This window comes from Streptomyces sp. NBC_01471 (genome assembly GCF_041438865.1).
In the GTDB taxonomy this organism is placed as follows: domain Bacteria; phylum Actinomycetota; class Actinomycetes; order Streptomycetales; family Streptomycetaceae; genus Streptomyces.
The window spans coordinates 5,585,738-5,610,290 of record NZ_CP109450.1 but is presented as its reverse complement, the minus strand read 5'-3'; the positions used below and the strand labels follow the sequence as shown (position 1 = coordinate 5,610,290).

Here is a 24,553-nt window from a genome sequence, read left to right as displayed (position 1 = left end):
CCCGCAGCACAGCGCATGCCCACCAGCCGCGCCCGCGGCCGTGCACCGACCTTGGAGGAGCCATGCTCACTGCCCCGACCTACCGCAGCGTTGAAGGCGCATACCTGGCGCTGCTGCAACTGGTATCGAACAACTCCGAGCACCACATCGCCGCCCGTGGAAACGAAGCCCACGAAGTGATCGGCGTCGGCTTCCGGCTGCCCGACCCTCGCCAGAGGCTCCCCTACCTGGCGACGCGCAAGGCCAACCCGATCTTCCAGTTCGCCGAAGCTCTCTGGTACCTGGCCGGCCGCCGAGACCTGGAAATGATCGGCTACTACGCGCCATCGATGCGCTCCAGCTCCGCCGACGGAATCAGCCTCGGCGGATCCGCCTACGGCTACACCCTCTTCGACCCAGCGGACGGTGACACCGTCGCACCGTTCGACCGGGTCCTGGAGCTGCTTCGCACGGAGGTCGACAGCAAGCGCGGTTACGTCCCGGTCTTCTCCGCAGCCGAGCTGGCCGTGAGCGACAACGTCGACATGGCGTGCCTGGCCGGGTTACACCTCCTCGTGCGTGGAGGACGGTTGCACATGGTGTGCCAGATGCGCGCGAACGACCTGGACTGCGGTCTGCTCAGCGACGTCTTCAGCTTCACCATGATTCAGGAGTACGCGGCTGTGCAGCTCGGTCTGGAGCTGGGGACGTATACGCACTTCATCGGATCGGCGCACGTCAACGACCGCAACACGGACCGGGTCAGGAAGGTGCTGGCCGAAGCCGATGTACGGCGCAGCCCGCAGCACTTCCCGTTCCCGGCGATGTCGCAGGAGACCACTGCGGCGACCATCACGCGGGTCCTGGGACATGAGGAGCTGCTGCGGACGAACAAGGTGCAGTACAGCGCGGACGACGTCGTGGGCCTCGACGTGGATGCGTACTGGCAGCAGGCCATCCTGCTGTTCGAGATCTACCGGCAGCTCGTGCACGACCCCAGTGACACGGTCAGCAGCGATGTGATCGATGCGCTGCACCCGGGTCTGCGCTGGCTCGTCGGTCACAAATGGGTGGCCTGCGCGACCCCCGGGGGCGAGCTGTGAGCCGGAAGCCGCCGAGCGGCACCGTCGTGGAGGGGATCGACTTCGACCGGTGGGCGGTGATCTTGTGCAAGCCGGACGCCGTGGCGCGGGGCCTGGTGGACACGGTGCTGGAGCGGATCGCTGCGACGGGAGTTGTCGTCACCGGCCGCCGCGATGTCACCGCTCAGGCGTGGCAGGCACACGTCGTCTATCGGGATCTCCTCACCGACACCAGCAGGGCTTCCCGCCCGCTGCTGCCCGAGCGGATTGACGCCGCGTATGCGGGCCAGCCCGTTGTCGTCGCTCTCGCACATGGTGAACCTGGCGTGCACGCGCGCCTGCGACAGCTGATCGGCCGCACCGATCCCGCCCATGCAGTCCCCGGGACAATCCGCCGGGATCTTGGCGACGACAGCATGACCCGCGCGCTCGCTGAGCAGCGCCTCGTGCGGAACCTCGTACACACCAGCGACGACCCGGCCGCCGCCCGAAGGGAGTTCGGCGCCTGGTTCAGGGCCGGCCGCACGCTGCCCGACTTCGCGCGCTGCTCGGTCATCCTGTGCAAGCCGGACGCCGTCGAGCGGAACATGGTGGACGCGGTCCTGGAGCGGATCGAGGCCGCCGGGATCGCCGTCACGGGCCGGCGCGACATCACGGTGGAATCGTGGCAGGCCCACGTCCACTACTGGGACCTGCTCGTAGACGCCGACTGGTTCCCCGACCGTGACATCCCCGCCTGCCTGGACGCGATGTACGCGAACAAGACCGTCGTCGTCGCCCTGGCCCACGGCGAGTTGGGCTTCCATGAGCGGCTGAGGCAGCTCCTCGGGCATTTCGACCCGACGCACGCCGCCGCCGGCACGATCCGCGGTGATCTCGGTGACGACAGCCTCGACGCCGCGCTCGCGGAGATGCGCCTCGTCCGGAACCTGGTGCACACCTCGGACGGCCCCGGTGCAGCGCGGCGGGACTTCGGTACCTGGTTCGGCGCCGCCCGCCACGAACTCCTCGTGCCCCAGGGCCCGTTGCAGGCCGATCCGCAGATGTCTGATCCCTTTCCCTGCGTCCGGAGGACCCCATGAACGTGCCCACAGCCGCTCCGCGCCGCGCTCTGCCGATTCTGTCGGCCGACAAGATCGGCGCTCTGAAGCCGGAGCTGGCCGACGTGATCGAGTACCGCAAATCGGGACTGTCGCTGAACTGGATCGTGGGCTGCCCGCTGGAGTGCGGGTACTGCGTCCGCCACCTCTTCGACAACTTCGAGATGAAGGTCCCACGCCGTCTGATGAGCGACGAGGAGGCCGTCACCCGACTGTTCGGCCACCCGTACTTCCGGGCGCACAAGACGCCCATCCAGCTGCTGAACCGGGCCACCGACCCCATGCTGCCCATCGTCAAGCCGCACGTGGTCAACGTACTGCGATGCCTGGACGAGCAGGGCCTGACGAACCACGTCCTGATCATCACCCGCTGGAGGGTGAGTCCCGAGGACTGCGCGGTCCTCAACTCCTTCAAGCACCTGCGCCTGACCGTGCTGGTCACGCACTCCAACATCGCGAACCCCGCCATCGAGCCCGTGGATTCCAACATCGCCGCGCAGAGCCTGCGCACCCTGTACGAGCACGCCGAGAGATACCGGACGGTTCTGTACTGGCGGCCGATCGTGCCCGGACTCAACGACTCCGACGCCGATATCGAGCGGGCCCGCGAGCTGTCGCAGCACGCGCACGCCACCGTGTTCACCGGACTGTTCTTCCGCGAGGAGATCGCCTCGTACTACGAGGCTCACGGTCTGCCGATGCCGTATGACGAGACGGCCCGGCGGAAGATCATGCCCGAGGCGGCCGAGGAGCGGATACTCGCCGCTTTCCAACAGGGCTCCTGGGGAGCCCTGTTCCGCAAGACGAGCTGCGGTGTCGCCTACGCGCACGGTGAGGCCGACTACAACGGCCACTACGGGGTGCGCGAACTGTGCGACATCTGCCCCGAGGACCAGATCGCGCGGTGTCACGCAGCGTGGGTCAAGCCGGAACTCACGGCCGTCACGCAAGAAGCCCGTGCTCTCGGCGCGACGGGCGAAATCGAGGTCAACGGCCGTGCCATCGTCGTGGAGGGACTGGATGAGCCGCCGCGCTACTACCTCCAGCACGGCTTCGGCTACCAGTGCCACGACCGAGCCAAGCCGCACCACCACCGTCAGCACGGCCGAGCCCCCATCGGCTGGAAGGCGGGGAACGGAAGAACCGCATGAACTTCACCTCCTGGCCCTCGCTCCTCGTTGTGGACGTCGAGGGCAACGGCGCCAACCCGCCCGACCTGGTGGAGGTCGCCGCCCTCCCCGTACGCGAGGGGCGGGCTGACACGGGCACCGCGGGTGCGTGGCTGACCAAGCCCCGCCACCCGGTCACCCCGTTCGCCGCTCGCGTCCACGGCCTGACCAACCAGCGGCTGGCTGCCGAGCCGGGCTGGGAAGAGATCGCCGAGCAAGTCCACACGCTCCTGGGCGCCTCGTGGATCTGCGCCCACAATGCCCACGTCGACTACCGGGTCCTGAAGGCGCACCTGCCGCAATGGGAGCCGGCCGGAGTCCTCGACACGCTCCGCCTCGCCAAGGCCACCTATCCCGGCCTGGCGAAGTACTCCCTCGACGCCCTGATCAAGCACGTCAAGCCGGACCTGAGCGCGGCCCCCGCGCAGCGTCACCGCGCCACGTACGACGCCTACGCCACGGCGCAGATCCTCATCGCCATGGCCGCCCACTACGACACCTGGGACCAGCTCGTCGCTGCGGCCGTGCCGCCCGGCCTGCCCGGTGCCCCCATTCCAGAAGAGGACCCAACCCTGTGGTGACGAAGACTTCGCCCGTCCGTATCGGCGTACTCGGTGCTCACTCCACCGGCAAGACCATGCTGCTCAAGCGCATAGAGATGGAGTTGCGCGCCAACGGCGCCACCCCGGTACGCACCGGACGCATCGGGAAGCGCGCGGCCCTCAACGGGCTGCCCAAGATGCAGCACCACACTGCCGCGTCCACCGAGTGGATCATCACGCAGGGCATCGCGGACGAGATTGCTGCCGCGGCCCAGGGCGCGGACGTCATCCTCGCGGACCGCGCCCCTCATGACGCCATCTCCTATCTCAACGCCGCTCTGGAGTTCCGCGGCGAGCAGATCCACCGCCTGGAGCGGAACCGACTGCTGTTGCTCGCCTCGACGCAGCTCCCGAAGTACGACCTGCTCTTGGCGACGGTCCTCGACCCGACGGTGCCGGTCGAGAAGAAGCACGACTACGACCCCCGCTACCGGGCGCTGGTCGACCAGCACACCCACGCCCTCCTCACCGGTGAAGAGATTCCCCACCTGCGCGTGACCAGCGCCCCCGAAAGCCAGGCGCACGCCGTCACCCGGGCACTCGAACTGTGCCTCAAGGAGGCCGCCGTATGAGTACCGCACGGCCTGCGGGCCAGATCGAAATCGCCGGGAAGACCGTCTCCCGCCTCGGGTTCGGCACGATGCGCCTGACCGGCCCCGGCACCTGGGGCGACCCCATCGACCGCGACACCGCGCTCAGCGTTCTCCGCCAAGCCGTCCACACACACGGCATCACCCACATCGACACGGCGGACGCCTACGGCCCCCACACCGTCGAGAACCTGATCCGCGAAGCCCTGTACCCGTACCCGGATGACGTGCTGATCGCAACGAAAGTCGGCATGCTCCGCCCGGCCCCCAACGTCTGGGCCCCGCACGGCCACCCCGCGTACCTCCGGGCCTGCGTCGAGGCAAGCCTGCGCCGTCTCGGTGTCGAACGGCTGGACCTCTGCTACCTCCACCGCATCGACCCCGAGGTTGCACTGACTGACCAGCTCGCCGTTCTGAAGGCTCTGCAGGACGAGGGCAAGATCGCCCACATCGGCCTGTCCAAGGTCACTCCCGAGGACATCCGCCTGGCGGGCAAAGAGGTCACAGTCGCGGCCGTGCAGAACGTCCTCAACATGAGCGACCGACACGACCCTGCCCTGGAACTCTGCCGTGACCGGGGCATCCCCTACGTCCCGTACCGCCCCCTCGATGCCGGCGCCCTCGCCCGCGAGCACGGAATCCTCGCCCCACTGCACTGGCTGCTCAGCCTCGGCGACCACGTCGCCCCCATCCCCAGCACCAGCCGGCCACAGCACCTCCACCAGATCGTGGCCGCCGTGACGGGCAAGCCCTGATGCCCCCGCAGACGACGCCCGTTACACGCGCCGAGCGCAGTTCAGCTCCATACGAGAACTGGCGGCCCCCGATCACCGGAGTGTCTCTGCTCGTCCCCGTAGGAGCGGATGCGCTGGTGGTCGCCGACCTCCTCGGAGGCGTCATGATGCCCAGCGGGCCCGTGCACGAGGGACAGACCCCCGAGCAGGCCGCCCACCAGATCCTTCGCGGCGCTCCGGGCGGCCTGCCGGCGCTGCGACGTGTCGCCCTGGCCTGGGTCCAGACGCGCCGCAGGAAGATCATCACGTACGTACTGGCGACAGCTTCGATTCCCCGAGAGACCGTCGGGCGCCTGAACTACCGCGACCCCAGGGCAGTCATTCGCGTCCTGCCCACGGTGCGCGTCATCGATGACCTCCATGAGCACGGACGGCTACGAATCCTCGTCGGGCTCCAAGCCCTCGCCACCGGCGAGACCGCCTACATCGAAGGCGGCCTCATACGCTCCTCCGCCCCTCCAGGGCTCATCCAGGAATGACGGGAGTCCGGGGCGGCGGTGGGCCACGCGCCAGTCCCGGATCTCCTCCACTGCTCTGCTCGGCGACCGGCCTGTCACGACGCTCGCGCCGTCGCCTGCCGAGCCGGGCCGCCGGAAACCCAGACGCCCCATGCGTCCCGGGCACCGGCGTTTCGGCCAACCACCAGCACCTCACGACGGCCCCAGCACGGCGATTACCTGTTCGACCCCTTGCGGTTCAAGGGGCCAAGCACGTCCGGAATCGAGCACGTTCGAATCCGCCGCAGCGTCGTTATGCCGTGCACTGCCGAGCCCTCCAGGTTCGGCACCAACCTCCAGGAGGGATGCAGGGTGACTGTGAATGACGCCTCGACTGCACACGCGGAGATGCCGCCCCCGCCTCCTCCGGCCGACCTCTCCTTCGAGGGGCAGTACGCCAAGAACCCCCTGGCAGAAGCCAGTTTCACGAAGATGTGCGGCCGGCTTCCCTCCGTACTGAGACACACCGCCCGCCTGGCATGGGCCGTGGACCGGACCGCCGTCGTACTGCTGCTCGCCTGCCAAGCCCTCACCGGAGCCTCGGCCACCCTGCTCCTCGCGTTCACCGCGAAAGCCATGACCCACCTCCTCGGAACCGGCCCGGTATCCGAACGCCTGCACGCCGCTCTGCCCGCGCTCATCGTCGTCACGACGGCAGCGGGCGTGGGCCGCATCAGCAGCGCCCTGTCCTCCTACGCCGACGGGAGGATCACACCGCTCCTGATGACGGAGGCGGACGTCGACCTCGTCTCCGCGGTGTGCCGGGTCGAAGCCGCCACCTACGGGGAGGACGGGTTCTCCGACCGGCAGGAGGCAGCCGAGGTCGGCGTCACACGCACCCGGATGCTGGTCCAGGACGCTCAGCGATTCATGGCCTCCCTGGTACGCATGATCGCCGCGGGCGGCGTCATCACGGCGCTGCACTGGATGATGCTGCCCCTCCTGCTGCTCGCGGTACTCCCGGCCGGCATGGGGGCCGTCCTGTCCGCGCGCGTGGACTACGAGACGCATTACGCCAACGTCGGTGACCGCAACGTTCGCGGCACGATGCGCTGGTGGGCCACGTACTCCCGATACGGCGACGAAGTCCGCGCCAACGGGATGACCGGCTACCTCATCTACTGGTACCGCGCCCTGTCCGAGCGCATCGACGAGCGCACCCTCACCGCAGCCCCGCGCATGCTCCGCATCGTCCTTGCGACCAGCGCGCTGGGCGGTGTGTTCCTCCTCGGCACCTGGGCCACCCTCGCCTGGCTGGCCACCACCGGCCGCGTCGCACTCCCGATCGCGGCCACCGCCGTGGTCGCCGTCCAGACCACCCTGGCCGCACTGTCGCAGTTCGTCATCTACGGCGCCGCCCTGTTCCACACCTCGCTCTACCTCGCAGACATGCAGTCCTTCCTCGACACCGCCGCCGAACGAGCCCCCAAACGCGGTGAACTGAGCGTTCCCGAACAGGTGGAGGAGATCCGCCTCGATGAGGTCGTGTACCAGTACCCCGGCAAGGACGAACCCGCCGTCGACGGCGTCTCACTCACCCTGCGCCGGGGCGAAATCCTGGCCATCGTCGGCGAGAACGGCTCCGGCAAATCGACCCTCGCCAAACTGATCACCGGAATCCTGCTCGCCGACAAGGGCCGAGTCCGGTGGGACGGCGCGGACCTGGCCGACGCCGATCCCGACTCCGTATGGTCGCGGACCTCACTCGTCCCCCAGAACTTCGCCTGCTGGCCGCTGCGCGTCCGCGAGAACGTCACCCTTGGGCAGCCCAAGACCTTCGATGACGATCTTGTGTGGGCAGCGGTCGACGCGGTCGGGATGCGAGAAGAGGTCGAGAAGCTGCCCAAACAGCTCGACACTCTGCTCGCTCGCGAGCTGTTCGGCGGCGCCGAGCTGTCCGGAGGACAGTGGCAGCGCCTCGTGTGCGCCAGGGCCCTGTACCGCAGGACCCCGCTGTTGATCTTGGATGAGCCGACCTCTCAGATGGACCCACGGGGTGAGCACCAAATTTTCCTGGAGATCAAGCGCATCGCCGCTGAGCGCATGACGATCGTCGTCACCCACCAGCTAGAGAACACCCGCCTCGCAGACCGCATTCTCGTCATGCAGGACGGCCGAGTGATCGAACAGGGCGGATACGACGACCTGGCCCACGCCGGCGGACTGTTCGCCGAACTCGTGGCCCTGGCCAAAGACCGGTAGACAGCCGTCGCTCACTGATCACGCCGCAGTAGAAATCACGTTCCCGACCGCTTGAAATCCACCCGTACGAGACGAATCGAGACACACATGACCGAGACCTGGCAGACCATTGCCCGCCTTGCCGGCCGCCTGGAAGACCACTCCACACTCCCTCGCGAACAACGCATTCTCCTGCAACTGCTGAAGATCCAAGAAGAGGCCGGCGAGGTAGCCGAGGCCGTGATCGGTGCCACGGGACAGAACCCTCGCAAAGGCCACTCCCACAGCTGGACGGACGTTGAAGCCGAGGTCTGCGACGTAATCGTCACGGGCATGGTCGCCCTTCTGCGGATGAACCCCGACGCCGAAGCGGTCTTCGCGACTCATATGGAGGGCATCGTCGCCCGGGACCTGAGCGCGGTTGAGGGTGCCGCCGCTCAGTGACGAGTGCGCCTGGTGGAAGGAGGCGCACGGCTCACACTCTGGCGTCGTGCGCTCTCCCTCATCACAACGCGACCGAAGGGAAGAACCCCCACCTTTCTGAGGGAGAACACCCGCGGCAGCTACGGCAGCGGCTCTGCCGGAGGTGCATCCGGGCCGTCATACGGCTGCTGGGCGTCCGGGACGGTATTGACCGCGTACGGAGACACAGGCCGAAGCGAGACAGACGTTGGCTCTTCGTCATCGGGCCGTTGTGCGTTCGGCCGGGTCCGCGCGGACATCTCGGCTCGAAGACCAGCCTCGCGGTATGCGGAACCTCGGGCAGTACTGCGAGCGCCGACCGCCTCAGCGCGTAGCTGCTGAGCACGTTCGTTATCCCGTTCCTGGGCACGTCGTAGAAGGGCGCGCATCTCCCGCTCAGGCAGTTCCGCCAAGGTGAGCACATCCTCGTACTCAGCGACTGGTCCGGCCTGCTGGGCAACCTGGCGAAGCCGCGTGTTCAGTTGCTCCAGCTCCCTCCCGGCCTCCTGGCACGTACGAAGCAGTTCCTCACGATCCGCCTCGGCCGCAGCCCGCTCGTCCCCACGGAGTACCGGACGCCCGAAGCGGCCCGTCGCGGCCAGCTGCTGTTCGAGTCCTTGTATATGTGCCTCTCCGTCGTGCAGTTGGGCAGTGCGCCCTGCGATCGTGATGTTCAGCGCTCGGACTTCACGGATTGCCCCGCCACGGTCGGCAACGCCCTGGTGTCGACGGTTGACCGCGAGGACGTTCGACCCCGTTCCAGCGGCGGCCTGCTGTTCGGTCCGCTCGGCGGCGGCTTCTGCCTTCTCTGCCGCTGACCTGGTGGCAGGGGCAGCCGCGGCTGCTTTGCGCGTGGCGTCGCGCAGAGCCGCGTTACTGAGGTGAGCGTAGGGACGGTCAGCCGTCGGCGTGGATTCCGGAGGCGTGGCCGGGGTCCGCCGGTCCCCAGGCTCCAACGTGTCCTCGGGACCGTCCGTCTCGTGCGGTTCCCCGGTGGCGGGAGCGCGCGGGGTCGGCAGATCTGCTACGGCCTGACGAACGTGGGCGGGCACCGCGTTCTTCGGGAGTTCGGTGAGGATCATGCGTTCCTCGGTGCCGTTCTCAATCTCGCGGATGAGACCGGCGACGGCGCGGTCAAGCTGTTCCTGCTCGGTGAGTGCGTCGCCGCTGCGGGCGCGGTCGGCGTCGGTTTCGTAGACGGAGAGTGGCAGGAAGAGGTGGGACTCCTTCTTGTCGCGGCTCATCATCGTGTAGAGCGCGTTCGCTTGTGCGCCGGGTCCGTAGACCAGGGCCTCTTCGATGCTGAGGCCCTGCGACTTGTGGCCGGTGATCGCGTATCCGAGGCTGAGCCCGCCCTGTGCGATGTAGTCGGCGTCGACCCATTCGGCAACGTCACGGTGGCCGTCCCCGGTCTTCTCCCGCCACTCGACAAGGACCCGACGCTCGGAGTCGACGGCGCGAACAATTCCGCGGTAGCCGTTCAGCACGTCTTCGTGCCCGCCACGGCTCCGCTTGCCCCGGTAGTCGTTGACCCGAAGAAGGACCTGGTCACCGATGGACAGCATCAGTTCGCCGCCGCCCGGCAGCGCGTAGATGTATTCCGGGCCGGTGATGTCGCCGCTCGCCTTCCGTACGGCGCGAGCCCCAAGATTCAGTTCCTCCACGATCTCGTTGGTGGCGGCGAGCATGAGGAGTTGCTTCACGGCGGTGTGGTCGTCGGTGTGCGCGGCGCGTTTGTCGGCCCAGACGGTGAGCATCGCGGCGAGGGTCGCGTCCTTGTCCGCGAGGGCGTGAACGCGGCCGGTGCCGGCGAAGGCGCGGAGGGCTTCAACGCGTTGGTCGTCGCGCCACAGCTCCAGTGCGCGACGCTCGACCATGTCCTTCTGCCGGAAGTTCTGATTGAGAGTGAGGCCGCCAACGATGTGGTGGATGGCGGCGAAGCTGCCGCCGATGCCGGGCGAGTGCAGCTGCCGGGGGTCACCGATACCGACGACCTTCGTGCCGGTCTTCGCGGCGTGGGTGAGGAGTTCAGCGATGTCGCGGTCGTCGCACATTGCTGCTTCGTCCACGACCAGCACGTCAACGCCGTTGAGGCCGGCGCCGCCGGTGCGGATGCCGGTGAGCCAGGACGCGAGGGTGCGGGATTCGATGCCCGCTTCGGCCTTGAGGTTCGCGGCGGCGACGGCGGCCGTGCTCGCTCCGGCGATGACGAGTCCGTGGGCCTCCCACCCCTGCCGGGCGGTCTCCATGATCGTCGTCTTGCCCGATCCGGCGATGCCCACCACGGCGTCGATTCCGTGTCCTGCGGTCAATAGCCGTTCGAGCACCGCACGCTGCTCGTCAGAGAAGGTGAAGCTGCCGCCGTGCTGGGCTTCGACGGTGGACAGGGTCATGTCGACCGTGTCGCGGCTGACGACGGCGGCCTGCTCGTTGAGACGGCTCGTGGTCTCGGAGACGATGAGCGTTTCCGCGGCCACTACGTCCGCCGTCGTGTAGCGATCGGCGTGGGCGAAGTGCTGAGCACCCTTGGGGTTCAGTTTGACCGCGTACCCCGCTTGCCGAAGTACGGAGTTGGTGAGCTGTTCGGCCTCCTCGGCATCTGCGACTCCGTACGGGAGGGAGTCCAGGACGGCCGCGATGGCGGCGGCGTGGGTGAAGTCCTTGCTGTGGCTGGTCAGGCCGGTCTTCGGGTCGAACACCACGGTGCACAGCTCGTCCAGGCCGGGGTTCTGCTCCACTCGGTCCTGCTCCATCGCGCTGGCCGCGATGGCGTCGGGGTCGTCACCCGCGGCCCGGCCTTCGGCCTGCCAGTAGGCGCGCAGGACATCGTCTGCGACTCCGGCGGCCTCTCCGTTCTTCGCGGCCTTGGACGCGGTGGAAGCGGCGGTGCGTTCACGGGTCGTGGCGCTGTCGTAGTCGATGCCCAGTTTGGCCAGCAGGTCTCGGACCTGGCTGTCGCGCTTGCTGAAGAGGCGGATCGTGGCCTCGGGGATCGCCGCGATCTCCCACGCGCCAGTCCGCTCTTCGCAGCGGAAGCTGATTCCGAACTCATCGGTCAGCCCCCTGCGTATGCGGGCATTCATGAGTGCCTGGGTCGCGCGAGTGTGCCTGTGCAGGTCGCGCCCCCCGCTGGCCATGGTGGACCACTTACCGTCGGCGCCCTTGACCATGTTGGCCAGGGTGAAGTGCAGGTGAAAGTGGGGGTCGCCGTACGGCGCGCCGTCCACGGGCCGGGCTGCGCGGTGCACCATCATCCAGCCGGAGAACCCGCTCGTCGCCACAGTCTCCGCCTCGTCACCGTCACCGTGGCGACCGCGCATGCCGTACGCGGTCCACCGCTCCAAAGCGCTGATGGACTCGCGGCCGGCGGACGTGTAGATGCCCTCTACCTGGGCGGCTATCTCTTCGGGTGCGTAGGCAAGGAACGCGCTCTTGGACTTCGCGAGGTCCAAGGTGACGTCGGCGCCGAAGTTGCCGACCTGCACGTGCCCTTCGAGGAGGGCTGCCTTGATCTCCTCGGCGTCCCACACGTCCTCGGGCGCAAGTCCTGCCGCCGTGGCCATGGCGACGGCTTCGCGGACGTCCATGGGCAGGTCCCGCAGTCGACGTTCGCCTTCGCCCGCGGTCTGGGCGTACCGACGCTTCATGGACACAGCAGTGAACAGGTCGGCGGGCTGCTGCCCGGTTTCGGCGGCGCGGGCCTCTACGCCGCGTAGGAGTGCGCGGGCGTCCAAGTGGCCGCCCGTCTCGGCGGTCACGCACTTCTCCAAGACGTCCTCGCCGTACAGGTCGACGGCGTCGATACCGACTGCGTCGGCGAGCTTGAGCAGGGTGGAGGCGGGGACGCGGTGAGACTCCCCGAACCGCTTGATCTGACTCTCCATCCTGCGGAAGGCGTCCTGCTTCCGCTTGGAGTCCAGCAGGGTCGCCGGGTTCACGCTGCGTTCGGCGGCGGCGCGGCGGATGGCACGAACCAGTGGGGCGGCAGGGAGCTTCGCGGCCGGCGCGATGGCGAGCTTGGGTTCCACGAGGGTCCGCCCGGTCCAGGGGTCCTCACCGTGCATGAGGCGTCGGGCGGCCCGGAAGTGCTCGGGGGCGAGGACGCTGCCGGGGGTGATGTCGAACTCATTGAGACCGTTGCCGATCCACACCAGGGGGCGTTCACTGGCGTCCAGGTGGTAGTCCACCTGTCCGTCGGCGGCAGGTTGGGGAAGGGCCTGTTCGTCGTACAGGTCGCTGGCGTTGATTCCGGCTGCGGCGGCGACTTCGATAGCGTCCAACCCGGTGAAGCGCGCCGTGCCCGTGCTGCGGATGAGTCCGCGGGCGCGGAAGAAGGCTCGCTTGGCCTCACGGGAGCCGAGCAGAGAAGCGACGGGGGCACCCGCTGCTTCGGCCTTGGCCTCGATGGCGGCGACGAGGGGAGAGGCGTCGACGGTGATCGACTTTCCGCAGCCGTGGCCCCCCGTGAGGCGGTACTCAACCTGTTCGTCGGACGGGCCGATCATGGTCACCCATCCCATCGGCCCGCTCACCTCCTGCGCTGACCCGACCAGTTCCAGCCATCTTGGCCGATTGTATCGTCACGGAGTGACGATACCTTGGTCCTTCGATTTCCATGGGTTCAGGATTTCTGAAGATACTTCACTGGGAACTCGGGCTGTTACCGGTGGATTTCCGGGGTCGCGGCTTGGGTTCCTGATGAGGTGGCGGCCGTGGCCTGCGTGGGAAGTCGCGTGCGGGCGGCAGTTGGAGGTCCGGACGAATGGAGCGTGGGCCTCCGGTGCCTTCGCCCACAGCCTGGCCTGCGCCATGGCACACAGGCTCCACGCCCGGCAATGATGTCCGTCATGGCCGCTGACCAGAACACTGATCTCGCACGTTCCACGCACCCGATGCCCCTGGTCTTCGGTGCGGGAGCGGCCATCGGCATCCTGGGCGGGATGATCGGCCTGGGCGGCGCAGAGTTCCGGCTGCCGCTGCTGATCAGTCTGTTCGGATTCGCCGCGCTCTCCGCGGTCATCCTGAACAAGGCGATGAGCCTAGTAGTGGTGCTGGTCGCGCTGCCCGCCCGGCTGGCGGCGGTCCCCGCCTCCGCCCTGGCCGCGCACTGGACGATCGCGGTCAATTTGCTGGCCGGGAGTCTGATTGGCGCCTGGGCCGGGGCGACCTGGGCTGTACGGATGCGCAGTTCCACCCTCTACAAGGTGCTGGCCGCCCTGATGGTGCTCATGGCTGCGGCGCTGCTGGTCACCCACGTCACCACCGTCGGCACGCTGTCACTGCCGGTGTGGGCGCAAGTGCCCCTGGGCGTGGTCGCCGGGTTCGGCATCGGGGTAGTCGCCGCGATCATGGGCGTGGCCGGCGGCGAGCTGCTGATCCCGACGATCGTGCTGCTGTTCGGCGTCGACATCAAGACGGCGGGAAGTCTGTCCCTGTTGGTGTCACTGCCGACCATGCTGGTCGCCTTCGCCCGATACAGCCGGGACGGCAGCTTCGCGGTGTTGGGCGCCAACCGCCGCTTCACCGTGGTCATGGCCGCAGGGTCGATCGTCGGCGCGATGCTGGGCGGCCTCCTGGTCGGAGTCTTCTCGGACCTGGTGCTCATCCCCGTGCTGGCCGTGATTCTGCTCGTCTCCTCGGTCAAGCTCGCTCGTCACGACTGACGTATCTCTGCGCGTCATTGGTGTCACCTCCGTGTGTACTTGCGTGCGGAGATCTGCTGAGTCGTTCGACTCTGAGCTGTGGGTGTCGTCCGCCATCGGGGCACCGTCCGCGGCTCAAGGCAGCTGTCCAGGGCCGAATCGATACAGCGGCATGACGAAGCCCCGGTCGTCAGGGGTAGAAGCGCCCTGCCGACCGGGGCTCAAGTCGCGATGATGATCAGCTGATGGTGACAGTTACCCGGAGGGGACGGAGGTTCACGTCGGCCCCAGTCTCCTGGCCCAGGTATGCCTGACGGTATCCGCCCAATTTCACGGCTCCGCTGCCCAGGACGATGGTGTACTCACCGGGTTCCAGGTCGATCCAGCTGGCGCCGTGCGCGCTGGTCCAGTCGTCGGTGCGTGTGCTGTCGAAGTCGGAGACTCGTGAGGCTTCGCCCGCCTGCACCAAATGGAGTGCACCACGGACACGGAAGTCGGTGTCCGGCAACCAGACGGAAAGCAAAGCGTAAGAGGCAGTTCCTGACCATACGGCGCGGATGCTGTGCTGGCCCTTGTCGTTCGTACAGACCTGCGCGCCGAGCAGATGCTCGACTCGGCTCCACCCGTCGTGGCTGAAGTCGGTACCACCGACGAATACGCGCTCTCCATCTGGGCGGCCGACCTCGAAGGCGGCGCGGTACGTGTCCGCCGCTGCTCCCGCTTTCCCTTCGGCTTCGGCCACAGCACTCTCCCATTCATCCACCGGGATGGTGGTGGCGCGTTCCACTTCCACGGCGTGGGAGAGACCGGTCCAGGTCAGCAGGAGCCGCTTCTGCGGCGACCGATCGGGAGCGAAGCCGATGTAGGTAGCCAAGCTGGGGAACATCGGTGACCAAGGGTCGCCTCGGAAGATGAGGTCCGAGCGCTCCGTCCAGGACGCCTGCGGGACGGTTCCCTGTCCCATTGGAGCGACCGTTCCGTCATGAGTGGCGATCCGTACACGAGGGGTGCCTTCGTCGCTGAAGACGACGGAGAAGGCGATGTGCAGCTCGCCGTCGTAGACCGCCGTAGCCACGCGCTCCCCCTGCACAACATCGAGAAGAGGCGAACTGACCTGCCGCCCGGAGGTGTCGAACTCCAGACCATCGAGCGCCCGGTAGTGCATCACAGTGCCGTCGTTGACGAACAGGTGGAGCACGTTTCCGTAGGAGACGAGGGAAAGGGTCCGTCCGAGTTCCTGTGGAAGGTGGGGTGCGTCTGTCCAGCCCGAGCCGTCGAAGAGACGGTGCACGCCGACCTCTCCGCTGGCGGCTCCTGCATCGGTGGGCTTGTTCTGGTAGACGGCGTGCAGCCGGTCCTTGTGCACCGCGAGGGCAGGGGTGGACACTCCCTTGCCCAGCCCGTGGTCGGCGGGTGTCCAGGTCCCTGCATCCTCGTCGAGGATCATGAGCCCGAGTTCACGGCGGCCGTCCTCGTCTTCTACCACGTTGGCGTCGGCCTGGTATGCGAGGAACAGCTGCCCGCGAAACGAGGCAAGGGAGGGCAGCTGTGCCACCTCCACACCATCGACCTGCCGCTTGGGCGTCCAGTCGGCGCCAGCACCGGTTTCGTCCTCGCCGGCGGGGTCGAAGACCGTCCACCAGAGGGTGGAACTCTCCTCCTCTGATCCGGCATCGTCCGTGCTCTGGCGGCCTACTTGCACGCAGTACAGCTTGCCGTCGTGTTCGGCGACCACTGCGGCATCTGCGGCCAGCTCGGTCAGGGAGGCCACATCGGCGCTCCAGTCCGCCGCGGTGCTGAACGATGCCCACCGGAGCTGGGTCCTACCGGCTTGTTCGGCCACGGGAAACTCCTCTCACATACGGCTGGGCCGGGCAGGACACTCAGAGCGACCTGCCCGGCCCTGATGATTCACCGTATCGAATTCGCCGCCTCCGATTTGAAAGGGAAGCGGTCTCTCAATCAGCACTGTTACCCGGGCGCTGCTGCGGGTCTTTTTTGTTGCTGAGCCGAGTGTGAATTTGACGACGCCGGTCCGCGACGCAGAAGTACTGCGCGATGTGAAGACGGGGAGTGACACGATCCGGCCCGATGGTGGTCCTCCCCGCTTCATTGACTATTTCATCGGCCAGTCACCGAATGGGACTGGTGGCTGGTGAGTAGCTTCTCGCACGGCTTCGTCCGTCCCGCACGTAGTGCAAATCCGTACCTCACGGTCGACCTTGAGACGGGTCCGGGCGGGGCGTACACCGATCGGCCCTCCGCAGCGCGGGCAGCAGTTTTCGAGCACGGGTCACTCCTCGGGATGCTCGCGGGCGGACTTGAGGATCAGGTTCCAGACAGGCCGAGAGTAGGTCTTCTCTGTCTGCTCCTGAAGTTGGGGAATCAGGGTGGCGTTCGTGGCGCCGGGGTTCGCCGCGATGGCCTCTCGTGCGAGGGCGAGCCGCTCGTCCCCCTGGTACGGGTAGGCCAGGCCCCGGCGGCCCTTGGGCCGCCCGCCGGCGTGGCCCCGGCCTTTCCGGTTCGCTAGGTACTGCCACAGGTGCCAGCGCTTCCACTTCGGGCGCCGCCGGGTCGGGAGCTCGTCCCAGCCGTCCGGTGGCGGCCACCCCTCGGGCGGGTTCTTGACGTAGTGGGAGACGGTGGCGGAGTCGGCGAACCCGCAGACCTTCGCCGCTTCGGCCGGGCCGACCATCTCTTCGGGGTCGCCGTCGAGCTTCGGCGAGTTGGTGGTGTTTGCGGCTGCACGCTGTCGCTGAAGCTCGTGGTGCCACGGTGCCCAGACGGCGTCATCCCAGTGCATGACGCCGTCGATGGTCTCCGCGACGGGCGGGTGACCGTTGTTCTCCCGGTCGGTCCAGAGGTTCTGAAGCGTGGACTCGCTGAGGCCGTGAGCTTGGCGTAGGTCCGCTCGTGAGTAGAGCGTGCGGCTGGTTTTTCTGGGCACGGTCGTCTCCTGTGTGCTCGGGGTCGTGACCGCTCGGTGGGGGTCACTGGGTGTCGTCCGGTTCTGGGGCCGGCGCCCATGTACGGCTGCCCGCCGCTTCGAGCCGGGTGAGGGTGGCGATGTCGGCCAGGGGAACGGCGGCGGCCCAGTCGGCGCGGCCGAGGTGACCGGTGGGGAGGTTGAGCACGAGGTGCCGTCCGGTCGGGGGGAAGTCCTCCACGACGACGAAGCTGTCAGTGTGATCAGCACCGATGCTGTTACCCCTCTTGAGCTGGGCGATGTCGCCAGGCTGGGGGCAGTCTGGGTGTCGGTCGCATATCATGATGTGGTCTTTCTGGTGAGAGAGACACCGACGGCCAGCGCCTTGTTGCCCTTGTGCGCTGGCCGTCATCTGTTGTCTGGGGTGTGCGGCGTCCGTGGGACGCGCTGCCGCTCGGAGGTTGCCCGCTCCACTTACGGCGGAGTAATTAAACCACCTTTGGGTTGAGTGGGGGTGGGTCCCTGATCCGGAGGACCGCGGTCATCAGAAGAGGGCCCCCTGATCCGGGGGTCGGCGGCTCTTGCCGCTCGGTGGCCGGGCGACGTGGAGTTCGTAGCGGGGGTGTCCCGCGTTCGGCGGAGTGTGAGCTTCGCGGCGGTACCGGCTCCAAGCCAGGACTGGGGCGCCCTGGTCGATCCAGCCTTCCGGGTACTGGGAGGTGAGCTGAGCCCAGCGGCTCCGGCTCTGCAGAACGGCCCATCGGTCCTCGACCATGGTGATCGGTGGCAGCGTCCGCCAGCCGGGGAATGCGTGGTCGTGGGCGTCCTCCACTGCCTCGTTGTCGCCGTCGCCGTATCCGCTACCGCGGTGAACGGGGCCTTCCCAGCCGCAGGCGAGACACCCGCCCCGGAACTGCTGCTCTTTCCGGCGGACGGGTCCAACGGCTGCGGGACATCAGGGGCGGGGTGTGGTGTGCGGGCGGGTCCAGCTCGTGACCGAGGTCGCAGTAGGCGCCGCCGGGGTGTCCGGGGTGGATGTGCCACGCCTGCTCCGCGCTCGCGGTTGGCGGGCTCGTCCGTGCGTTGCGCACCCGCCAGTAGTACGTCTGCCGTGCCCGTGCTCCGGTCGGCTCGGTGACGGGCGCGGTCATGACGTTCTCCTTCCGCCGGCGAGCACTTCGCGGAGAGGATCAGCGAGCACGGCCTGTTCTTCGGGAGCGTCGAGGAACCGCGGCCCGTACGCGCGGCGCACGGCGCGGCGGGCGTCCCGGTGGCGGTTGAGCTCCGGGTCGTATGGCGATCGGTCGAGCACGTCATAGCCGTGCTGGGTGAGCACGTCGGCGATGAGCGACCGGATCTGTACGGGGTCGAGGGCGGAGAGGTCGGATTCCCCCGGGGCCGCGAGGGTGTGCGGATCAGCTCGGTCGCGCTGAGCCGGGGGTGGAGGGGGACGCTGAGCCGGTGGACGCCGTCCCGGCTGGGGGTGGCGGCTCCTCGGCGGCTCGGTGTCCTGGTGGTGCTGCGGTTTTCTGTCGTCTCGTCCATCGTGTGGGCCTTCGATGACTCGGGGTGTTGGCGGGCGGCGGGCTCAGAACAGGGCGTGTTCGGCGCGGGTGGCGGCGCTGCGGAAGGCGAGGGCGGCGTCGGCGGCGGTACGTCCGGGCTCGGCGCTCCACCGGTCGATGGTCTGGCGGTGGAGGGCCTTGGCGGCGGCGGGGTCGTCCGCTTCGACGGGGTGCCCGGCGAGGGTTTCCGCGAGGATGGCGAACGCCTGGTCGCGGGCGTGGTTGATGCGGTCCCAGTCGTACGTCCGGCCGGCGGCTCCCCGCCCGTGGCCGGCGGCGACTTCGAGGGCGCCGCGCGGCCAGCACGGCAACGTGGCGGTGCGGCCGGGCCCGGCGAACAGGCGGGGGCCCTGGTGGAGGCCGACGTGTTCGATGCGGCGGGCGGCCCATTCCAGGATCGCGGCGGGCGTGTCCGCGATGACGATACTTCCGGGGGCGTGGCGGGTCGGCACGGTGCTGTCCTTCGGGAAGACGGGGTCGGCGGCGCGCTGCCGCCGCCCCCCCCTGTCAGGCTGCTAGGCCGTGTGTCGAAAGTGGATCACAAGCTCTGAATGATCACGGTTCATGGGGCGGGGAGATCTCACGGATGAGCAGTGGGCGATGTTGGAACCGTTGTTGCCGAAGGGAGCGAAGACGGGGCGGCCGCCCGTTTGGTCCCGGCGGCTGCTGATCGACGGCATACGGTTCCGGGTCCGGACCGGTGTTCCGTGGCGGGACGTGCCGGTCGAGTACGGGCCGTGGTACCGGATCTACGACCTCTTCCGCCGATGGCAGCGGGACGGAACCTGGCAGCGGATCCTTACCCGGCTCCAGTCCCTGGCCGACGTGAAGGGTTTGATCACATGGGATCTGAGCGTCGACTCGACCGTGTGCCGCGCTCATCAGCATGCGGCCGGCGCCCGCAAGCAGGGTGACCTGCAGAAGGAACCACCGGGCGGTGTCTTCATCGAGCCTGGCGATCATGGCCTGGGTCGCTCACGCGGCGGGTTCACCACCAAGCTGCACCTGGCCGTCGAGCAAGGCCAGAAACCCATGTCGATCGTGATCACAGCAGGGCAGCGCGGGGACTCACCGCAATTCGAATCGGTACTGAAGAAAGTCCGCGTGCCCCGCATCGGACCAGGCCGGCCACGCGTCCGCCCCGATCGGGTCCGCGCGGACAAGGCGTACGCCTCCCGTAGGAACCGCGCCTACCTACGTCACCGAGGAATCCGCTGCACCATCCCGGACAAGGCCGACCAGGCACGAAACCGCCAGAAGCTCGGCTCCCGCGGCGGCCGGCCCCCGCACTTCGACCCTGACGACTACCGCGAGCGTCACGCGGTCGAATGCGGAATCAACCGCCTGAAGCGGCACCGGGCCGTGGCGACAAGATACGACAAGCTCGCCGTCCGTTACGAAGCAACCGTGCTGATCGCCGCGATCAACGAGTGGCTGTGAGACAAGCGTTCACCCCTCGTCCGACGCCGCAAGCCCGGACGTCAGCGGCTTGAACATGTGCACATCCGCATGTCCACCGGGAAACCCCAGGGTTCGGCCGGTCTCGACATAGCCGTGCCGCTGGTAGAAGTCTGGAGCCTGAAAGGTGAAGGAAGAGACAGCTACGCGGTCACAGCCGCGCCGCTGGGCCTCGGCCTCGGCAGCATGCAGGATCCTGCTGCCCCATCCATCCTTGCGGTCACCCTCGCGCACCCACATCAGTTCGATGCCGCACAAACCGCCCCAGGTCCAGGCAGCCAAGCCGCCGATCAACTCACCGGCTTCATCGGTGACCTTGACTGAAAACATGTCGCGATCGGCCGAACCTGTCGCGGCAGCGTTGAAGGCGATGAGTTCGGCATTCAGACGTTCGTTGAGTTCGGCGTCGCGTGCGCCGGTCATCAGGGCCGGGCCAGAGCTGTGGTGGGTAGTCACCGCGCGGAGTATGCCAGTGCAGCTGTGCTCTCGCACTCGATTAGCTGGACCTTGATCGACTTTCGCAACACGACCTAGTGGTAGGCGGGGATCAGTCGGCGGACCTTGTCCTCTCCGATGCACCCGCCCTTGTGACGGCGCGCGCTCGGCGGCTCTTCGTTGCGCCCGCGCAGGTGGCTCCAGAACTTCGGGCCTTGCCAGTCACACAATTCGCAGCTGAGGAACCAGTGGTTATCGCTGCCGGGGAATCCGGTGAGGACTGCCCGCCAGTGGTGGGCCCGGAGTCCGGCGAACGCGATCTGGGCACCGTCGATGTTGCGATCGGTGACAGGCATCCTCGGGTGCAGGAGTGGCACCGGCCCGCACAACGGAGTTGGGGCCTCGGCGAGCACTTGGTCCAGCGGGACGGCGTCGATCCGACCGGCGGCGTACTCCCCCGCTAGATGGGCGGCGGCCATGTCGGTGCCGGGGGTCCCCTTGGGCGGGCGGCGGAGGTTGCGTTCGCCCTCGGTGGTGAGGACGAGCCAGTCACGGTGCCACCTGTAGGCGCGGCCGATGACCTGGTCTCCGCCGATGATCACGGGGTATCGGCACTGGATGTCGGGGGAGCCGACGCGGTATGTCGGGACGGTGGTGCTGCCCTCGGTCGCGGGGACAATGAGCCTGCGCGCTTCGGTGTCGGGGACGGTGATGGTCGCGAGTCGTTCGAGGAGTTGCGTGGTCATGGTGGTGCCCTGTTCTGGTGAGAGAGGGGCCCGCCCCGGCGCACTCGGCCGCCGGGGCGGGCGGGGCATGGTTACGCGGCGTTGGCGGGGGCCTGCGGGGCGGCGGTCCATTCACGGCGCGGGGTGATGCCCAGCTCGTCTAGGACTGGCGCGTGGCTGCCGTTGTCCGGGACCCATTCCCAGTCGGTGCCCTCGGTGCCGGGCCGGTCGGTCGGTCCAGGTGAGCATGTAGGAGCGGCCGAAGGTGCGGGGGTCGCCGCACACGGCCTGTGCCTCGCGGCGAGTCATGGCCCACAGGGCACGCCGCTTGCGGCGGCTGGAGTTCTTCGAGGCGATCAGCACCAGCGCCATGCCGTCTTGCCAGTTCGCACCTGCGGCGGGGGCCGCCACGGGGGTCGGCTTCGCCGCCGGTACAGGCTCCTCGACCGGCGGGGACTGCTTGGCCTGTTCATGCTGTTCGGCGGTCTCGGCCTGGGGCGGCTGCTGCATCGCGTCGGCGCTCTTGCGCCCGGACACGTCGTCGTAAGGGGCGGTCCAGGTCCAGTCGTCGTGCCGGTTGCCGGTGGCGCGGACGATGCGCTTGCCGGTGCCGTTATGGATGTGCGGAATGGTCACGGACTTCGGGTTGACCCGCAGGACCTCGTACCAGGTACCTCGGTAGAGAACGAAGTCCCCGCGCGTGAAGTCGGCTTTCGACCACACCTTGAAGCCCTCGGCTTCGGTGTCCTTGATGATCTTCTCCCAGTGCTTGATCTCCTCGGTCAGCTCCTGGTGCTCGATCTCCAGCTCCGGGTCTGCCGGGTTCCGGGAATACCCCTTGGCGGACTCGCCGCGCTGCCACTTCTCGACCGCGCGGAGGTCGGCCCGCAACTTGTCGAGACGGCGGAGCGTGCGGCCGGGGTCCTTCCTGAACTGCTGGTAGTTCGCGGCGGCCTGCGCCCGGCCGGTCCAGTGGGCGGCGCGGTCGCTCTCGCCGATGCTCTTGCGCATCGCGTCGTCCATCCGCGCGTGATCGCGGCGGGCGCGGCCCTCGGAGTGGTGACCGGTGAGGATCGGCTGACCGAAGGCGAACCGCTCGGATATGTCGTGGCTCTTCTTCCACGCGGCCTCGGAGGACTGGGCGGCGCTCGCGGCGTATCCGCCGAACCGATCCGCGCGGTCTTCGGCCTTCTCCTCCCGCTCCTCCTCGGCCTCGCTGAAGCTCCGGCGGTCGGCGTTGTCGATGGTCAGCGTGACCTCGTAGCCCGCGTCTCGGAGTCGCTGCGCGAGGAGTTCGAGCGAGGGGGTGTAGGTGGCGTGGTCGCGGCTGTGCGGGAGGTACCAGCAGTCAAGGTTCCTGCTCCAGCGGAAGGGCTGGCGCTGAGTGCGGCCGTACTCGCGAAGTCGCAGGATCTCGGCCGATCCGTCGCCCCGGCTGGTCCCCTCGATCAGGGTTCCTTCTCGGCGGGTGTGGGTGATCTCGATAGTCACTGAACTGGTCTTTTCTGGTGAGAGTTTGTGGTCCGGCCGCAGGGCGGACCGTGCGTTGGCAGCGGCGCTGCACCACCGGCGCGGGCCGTGAGGGACGATCGGCTCGCGGGTCGTCGCGCCTGCGCGGCGACAGGGGCAGTCGCGCCCCGGCGGGGCGCGTCCGCTGCGGTCCGGTGCCCGTCGTCGGTCGGCGGAGCCGCCTGCGGCGGAGTCGGCCGACGGCGGTGAACGCACCGGACCTGTCCTGCCGCCCCGAAGGGGTGTCCGCTGGGGTGCTGGGGGCCTGCCAGTCCGGAGGGTTGCCCTCCCCCGGACCGGCGGGCCTCGGTGTCAGCTGCGGTGGAGCGTGTGTCGGGCGACCGGGTCGGCGTCGGCCAGTCCGGTCCGCTCGCGCCATGCCTGGCGGGCGGCGGCGCGCAGTTCATTCCCGTCGTCGTAGGCGAACCGGCCACGGCGCAGACCGCACACGATGTCCCGGAAGACATCCGGGTTCATCGTGGTGAGGGTGTCGTCAAGCGGCGTCAGCTCGTGGGGGAACATCGCCTGGACGTTGTCGCCGGGCTGCGGGGCCCCGAGGGTGAAGTACCAGACCACGGTCATGGTGGCCGTGTCCTTGAACTCCGTTCCGCCGAAGGGGCCCACGACGACGGCGGGGCGGGTGTCGAGCTGGTGGCCCCGGTGCCAGGGTCCGGCGATCACGAGCGTCGCGGTGGGGAAGTCCTGGACGGTGGGCTTCTTGTCGGTGGTGAGCATGTCGTGCCCTGTCTGGTGAGAGGTTCCGCCGGGGCCGGTCGGCCCCGGCGGGGGTGCCGGTCGGGGGGTTGCCCTCCCCCTTCCGACACCATTAATTAAGCCATGTTCCTGGGTTCGGGTCAACCGGTCACGGCAAGTTCACGGCGGTGCTCGGCGGCGGCCCTAACCGCGCGGGCGATGGCGCGGCCGGTCTCGATGGCCCGTACGGCGGACTCGTGAACCGGGGGCTTCCTGTCCTGGGTGATGATGCCTGCGAGCGGCGGCATGACGGCGGGGCCCGGAGTGATTCCGAGGATGAGCGCGGCCGCGTGCGCGGCCGAGGCGACCTCGGCGGCGTGCTGGCCGGGAAGGGGCGCTTCCGCCTCGGTGATACGTCGCCACGCGTGGCCGTACAGGAGGATGCGGACGGCGTTGTCGGGGGCTTCCTGGGTGAAGTCGAACCCCCCGGCCTGCTCGGGGTCCTCGTGATACTGGTCGCGGTACTGGTTCACCAGGACATCGCGGATGACCTCAGCGGCGAGCGGGGTGACGGCGGGCGGCTCATAGGCGTCGCCGTCGGTCTGGCTGATGTCGAAAACCGGCCCGGCCTTGAACCCGGACACCTTTCGCGTCTCACCCTCGGCTGCCTCGCTGGCGGCCTCTCGCTGTCCGCCGTCGGCGGCTGCGGCCGTGACCTCCTGACCCCCCTCGGGCCGCCGCTTGACCGGCGTCCAGATGCGGAGGGAAGTGGACCCCTTAACCGGGAAGCGCCCGACCTTTCGCCAGTCTCCGGAGCTGAGTACGTGGGTGGCGTTGGGGTGCTGGGCGGCGATGGCCATGCAGTTGGTGGGGCTGCGGTCGTCGCGGTCCGCGTGGGTCAGGTTCGCAGCCGTGCGCATGACGGCGGCCCAGAACTCTTCACTGGCGACCATCGCGCCGTACGCGCGATCCATGACTGCTTCGAGTTCACCGCGCATCTTGGCGGAGTAGGCCCGGCGCTCTTCGTCGGTCATCTTGGCCTTGCGGGGCATGTCGCGGTCCTCCTGGTGAGAGATAGGCGTCCGGGGCAGCTGGCCCTCGGGGTGTCGGTTGGGGGGTTGCCCTCCCCCTTCCGACATCACTA

General features: G+C 68.3%; 22 protein-coding genes and 3 pseudogenes. 11 read left to right on the top strand and 14 right to left on the bottom strand.

The genetic code is table 11. The features are described 5' to 3' along the window. Positions 1-62: 62 nt before the first annotated feature. From OG285_RS25145 to OG285_RS25105, 9 genes are all read left to right on the top strand, one after another. Complete coding sequence (locus tag OG285_RS25145) at positions 63-1,082, top strand: thymidylate synthase (RefSeq protein ID WP_371792277.1); 1,020 nt, start codon at positions 63-65, stop codon at positions 1,080-1,082. After that, on the top strand, positions 1,079-2,143 hold the full coding sequence (locus OG285_RS25140) for a nucleoside-diphosphate kinase (RefSeq protein ID WP_371792276.1): 1,065 nt from the start codon (positions 1,079-1,081) through the stop codon (positions 2,141-2,143). The genes OG285_RS25145 and OG285_RS25140 overlap by 4 nt, the downstream gene beginning before the upstream one ends. Next, positions 2,140-3,312, top strand: coding sequence for a radical SAM protein (locus OG285_RS25135; RefSeq protein WP_371792275.1), 1,173 nt, complete (start codon positions 2,140-2,142; stop codon positions 3,310-3,312). The genes OG285_RS25140 and OG285_RS25135 overlap by 4 nt, the downstream gene beginning before the upstream one ends. Further along, complete coding sequence (locus tag OG285_RS25130; protein WP_371792274.1) at positions 3,309-3,911, top strand: exonuclease domain-containing protein; 603 nt, start codon at positions 3,309-3,311, stop codon at positions 3,909-3,911. The genes OG285_RS25135 and OG285_RS25130 overlap by 4 nt, the downstream gene beginning before the upstream one ends. After that, a complete protein-coding gene (locus OG285_RS25125) occupies positions 3,908-4,504 on the top strand; it encodes an AAA family ATPase (RefSeq protein WP_371792273.1) in 597 nt (198 codons plus the stop codon). The genes OG285_RS25130 and OG285_RS25125 overlap by 4 nt, the downstream gene beginning before the upstream one ends. Further along, the gene (locus OG285_RS25120; protein ID WP_371792272.1) at positions 4,501-5,277 is read left to right on the top strand and encodes an aldo/keto reductase; all 777 of its coding nucleotides are present in this window, start codon (positions 4,501-4,503) and stop codon (positions 5,275-5,277) included. Before OG285_RS25125 ends, OG285_RS25120 begins: the two co-directional genes overlap by 4 nt. Positions 5,278-5,357: 80 nt before the next feature. Continuing rightward, the gene (locus OG285_RS25115) at positions 5,358-5,795 is read left to right on the top strand and encodes a hypothetical protein (RefSeq protein WP_371792271.1); all 438 of its coding nucleotides are present in this window, start codon (positions 5,358-5,360) and stop codon (positions 5,793-5,795) included. Between the two features lie 366 nt (positions 5,796-6,161). Then, on the top strand, positions 6,162-8,015 hold the full coding sequence (locus OG285_RS25110; protein WP_371793610.1) for an ABC transporter ATP-binding protein: 1,854 nt from the start codon (positions 6,162-6,164) through the stop codon (positions 8,013-8,015). A gap of 87 nt (positions 8,016-8,102) precedes the next feature. Beyond that, entirely contained in the window at positions 8,103-8,438 is a 336-nt protein-coding gene (locus OG285_RS25105; protein WP_371792270.1) for a MazG-like family protein, read from the top strand. 119 nt (positions 8,439-8,557) lie between these two features. Here OG285_RS25105 and mobF read toward each other — a convergent pair whose 3' ends face one another. Continuing rightward, a complete protein-coding gene (gene mobF / locus OG285_RS25100; protein WP_371792269.1) occupies positions 8,558-12,976 on the bottom strand; it encodes a MobF family relaxase in 4,419 nt (1,472 codons plus the stop codon). Positions 12,977-13,303: 327 nt separating this feature from the next. Here mobF and OG285_RS25095 point away from each other — a divergent pair, with 327 nt between their 5' ends. Continuing rightward, entirely contained in the window at positions 13,304-14,119 is an 816-nt protein-coding gene (locus OG285_RS25095) for a sulfite exporter TauE/SafE family protein (RefSeq protein ID WP_371792268.1), read from the top strand. A gap of 217 nt (positions 14,120-14,336) precedes the next feature. On the opposite strand, the gene OG285_RS25090 is transcribed toward OG285_RS25095, so the two are convergent. The 8 genes and pseudogenes from OG285_RS25090 to OG285_RS25055 all read right to left on the bottom strand — a co-directional run bounded on the left by OG285_RS25090 (position 14,337) and on the right by OG285_RS25055 (position 19,041). Then, entirely contained in the window at positions 14,337-15,941 is a 1,605-nt protein-coding gene (locus OG285_RS25090) for a hypothetical protein (RefSeq protein ID WP_371792267.1), read from the bottom strand. A 450-nt stretch (positions 15,942-16,391) separates the two neighbouring features. After that, positions 16,392-17,045 (bottom strand): hypothetical protein, encoded by a 654-nt coding sequence (locus OG285_RS25085; RefSeq protein WP_371792266.1) that lies wholly within the window; start codon positions 17,043-17,045, stop codon positions 16,392-16,394. 43 nt (positions 17,046-17,088) lie between these two features. Next, entirely contained in the window at positions 17,089-17,367 is a 279-nt protein-coding gene (locus OG285_RS25080; RefSeq protein ID WP_371792265.1) for a DUF6211 family protein, read from the bottom strand. A 201-nt stretch (positions 17,368-17,568) separates the two neighbouring features. Next, a pseudogene (locus tag OG285_RS25075) lies at positions 17,569-17,895 on the bottom strand (DUF6349 family protein); the annotation flags it as partial. Further along, positions 17,885-18,175 carry a DUF6349 family protein gene (locus OG285_RS25070; protein WP_371792264.1) on the bottom strand — a complete coding sequence of 97 codons (291 nt, stop codon included), beginning with the start codon at positions 18,173-18,175 and terminating at the stop codon, positions 17,885-17,887. The pseudogene OG285_RS25075 and the gene OG285_RS25070, both read right to left, overlap by 11 nt. Beyond that, positions 18,172-18,417: pseudogene (locus tag OG285_RS25065) on the bottom strand (DUF6181 family protein); the annotation flags it as partial. The gene OG285_RS25070 and the pseudogene OG285_RS25065, both read right to left, overlap by 4 nt. A 26-nt stretch (positions 18,418-18,443) precedes the next feature. Then, positions 18,444-18,569 (bottom strand): annotated as a pseudogene (locus OG285_RS25060) (DUF6181 family protein); the annotation flags it as partial. Positions 18,570-18,612: 43 nt separating this feature from the next. Further along, entirely contained in the window at positions 18,613-19,041 is a 429-nt protein-coding gene (locus OG285_RS25055) for a DUF6197 family protein (RefSeq protein ID WP_371792263.1), read from the bottom strand. 112 nt (positions 19,042-19,153) lie between these two features. Here OG285_RS25055 and OG285_RS25050 point away from each other — a divergent pair, with 112 nt between their 5' ends. Next, positions 19,154-20,029, top strand: a complete 876-nt coding sequence (locus tag OG285_RS25050) for an IS5 family transposase (RefSeq protein ID WP_371792262.1) — start codon at positions 19,154-19,156, stop codon at positions 20,027-20,029. 9 nt (positions 20,030-20,038) lie between these two features. On the opposite strand, the gene OG285_RS25045 is transcribed toward OG285_RS25050, so the two are convergent. From OG285_RS25045 to OG285_RS25025, 5 genes are all read right to left on the bottom strand, one after another. Beyond that, positions 20,039-20,503 carry a GNAT family N-acetyltransferase gene (locus tag OG285_RS25045; protein ID WP_371792261.1) on the bottom strand — a complete coding sequence of 155 codons (465 nt, stop codon included), beginning with the start codon at positions 20,501-20,503 and terminating at the stop codon, positions 20,039-20,041. A 74-nt stretch (positions 20,504-20,577) separates the two neighbouring features. Then, entirely contained in the window at positions 20,578-21,228 is a 651-nt protein-coding gene (locus OG285_RS25040; protein ID WP_371792260.1) for a hypothetical protein, read from the bottom strand. Positions 21,229-21,339: 111 nt separating this feature from the next. Continuing rightward, positions 21,340-22,698, bottom strand: a complete 1,359-nt coding sequence (locus OG285_RS25035) for a DUF3560 domain-containing protein (protein WP_371792259.1) — start codon at positions 22,696-22,698, stop codon at positions 21,340-21,342. 330 nt (positions 22,699-23,028) lie between these two features. After that, on the bottom strand, positions 23,029-23,451 hold the full coding sequence (locus OG285_RS25030; RefSeq protein WP_371792258.1) for a DUF6409 family protein: 423 nt from the start codon (positions 23,449-23,451) through the stop codon (positions 23,029-23,031). Between the two features lie 119 nt (positions 23,452-23,570). Then, positions 23,571-24,461 (bottom strand): hypothetical protein, encoded by an 891-nt coding sequence (locus OG285_RS25025; protein ID WP_371792257.1) that lies wholly within the window; start codon positions 24,459-24,461, stop codon positions 23,571-23,573. Positions 24,462-24,553: the final 92 nt, after the last annotated feature.

Bases quoted from the DNA above. Each gene is read 5' to 3' on its own strand.
- OG285_RS25145 (WP_371792277.1), top strand. From the start codon at position 63: ATGCTCACTGCCCCGACCTACCGCAGCGTTGAAGGCGCATACCTGGCG.
- OG285_RS25025 (WP_371792257.1), bottom strand. From the start codon at position 24,461: ATGCCCCGCAAGGCCAAGATGACCGACGAAGAGCGCCGGGCCTACTCC.
- OG285_RS25110 (WP_371793610.1), top strand. From the start codon at position 6,162: ATGCCGCCCCCGCCTCCTCCGGCCGACCTCTCCTTCGAGGGGCAGTAC.
- OG285_RS25095 (WP_371792268.1), top strand. From the start codon at position 13,304: ATGGCCGCTGACCAGAACACTGATCTCGCACGTTCCACGCACCCGATG.
- OG285_RS25040 (WP_371792260.1), bottom strand. From the start codon at position 21,228: ATGACCACGCAACTCCTCGAACGACTCGCGACCATCACCGTCCCCGAC.
- OG285_RS25030 (WP_371792258.1), bottom strand. From the start codon at position 23,451: ATGCTCACCACCGACAAGAAGCCCACCGTCCAGGACTTCCCCACCGCG.
- OG285_RS25135 (WP_371792275.1), top strand. From the start codon at position 2,140: ATGAACGTGCCCACAGCCGCTCCGCGCCGCGCTCTGCCGATTCTGTCG.
- OG285_RS25080 (WP_371792265.1), bottom strand. From the start codon at position 17,367: ATGATATGCGACCGACACCCAGACTGCCCCCAGCCTGGCGACATCGCC.
- OG285_RS25120 (WP_371792272.1), top strand. From the start codon at position 4,501: ATGAGTACCGCACGGCCTGCGGGCCAGATCGAAATCGCCGGGAAGACC.
- mobF (WP_371792269.1), bottom strand. From the start codon at position 12,976: ATGGGATGGGTGACCATGATCGGCCCGTCCGACGAACAGGTTGAGTAC.
- OG285_RS25130 (WP_371792274.1), top strand. From the start codon at position 3,309: ATGAACTTCACCTCCTGGCCCTCGCTCCTCGTTGTGGACGTCGAGGGC.
- OG285_RS25070 (WP_371792264.1), bottom strand. From the start codon at position 18,175: ATGACCGCGCCCGTCACCGAGCCGACCGGAGCACGGGCACGGCAGACG.
- OG285_RS25105 (WP_371792270.1), top strand. From the start codon at position 8,103: ATGACCGAGACCTGGCAGACCATTGCCCGCCTTGCCGGCCGCCTGGAA.
- OG285_RS25050 (WP_371792262.1), top strand. From the start codon at position 19,154: ATGGGGCGGGGAGATCTCACGGATGAGCAGTGGGCGATGTTGGAACCG.